The following is a 604-nucleotide window of genomic DNA, read 5'->3' as shown; positions in this document are numbered from 1 at the left end:
TAAAATAATTATCCTTTAATGTGCCTTTTTCAAGTTTCTGCTTGCGGAAGGTTACTTTCTTTCCCTGTGGGCACAGCCAGTAGTTACCTTCTTTTATATATTTAAAGTCTTCGGGGCCGCCTTTGTAAGTTCCGTGGGGCGGAATGTAGCTTTTAATGCCCTTGGCTTCCAGATAGGCATAGTTCTCCCCACTGCTGTAGCCGGTGTCTGCCAAGAGGTGCTCCCAAATCATTCCCTCCTTTCTCAATCGCCTGTTAAGTCTTGCCACGGTGTCTTGCAAATACTGGTTGTCTTTCTTATCGGCGTGGTAAGCCTGCACATCGGTAATCACGTGGCCCCCGGTATCTACGCTTATGTTGCACAGGTAGTTGAGCTTTCTTGCCTTCCCGGGCTTGACACTTATCCTGGAATCGGGATCGGTAGGACTGTAATGGGTCTTGTTGCTGGTGTAACGGCTGCCTTTGTTCTTGGCTCCCGGGCGCATATCCTGGTCTTCTCTCCATCTTTTGTTACGTCTCTTGATCTCCTGTAATTCTTTTTTACTGGCCGTTATTTCTTGTTGTTCTTTAGGCGCTTTGTTCTCTTTGGCCTTTCTGTCCCTGCT

Annotated in this window: 1 protein-coding gene; it reads right to left on the bottom strand. The window is 47.5% G+C overall.

Annotation, left to right across the window (positions count from 1 at the left end):
- The coding region (locus tag MB09_RS15355; protein ID WP_045081809.1) for a transposase at positions 1 to 604 on the bottom strand (604 nt) is incomplete at both ends.

Source organism: Aequorivita vladivostokensis (genome assembly GCF_000952855.1).
Classification (GTDB): Bacteria; Bacteroidota; Bacteroidia; order Flavobacteriales; family Flavobacteriaceae; genus Aequorivita; species Aequorivita vladivostokensis.
The sequence above is the reverse complement of the archived record's forward strand: the minus strand, read 5'-3'. Positions and strand labels throughout refer to the sequence as shown.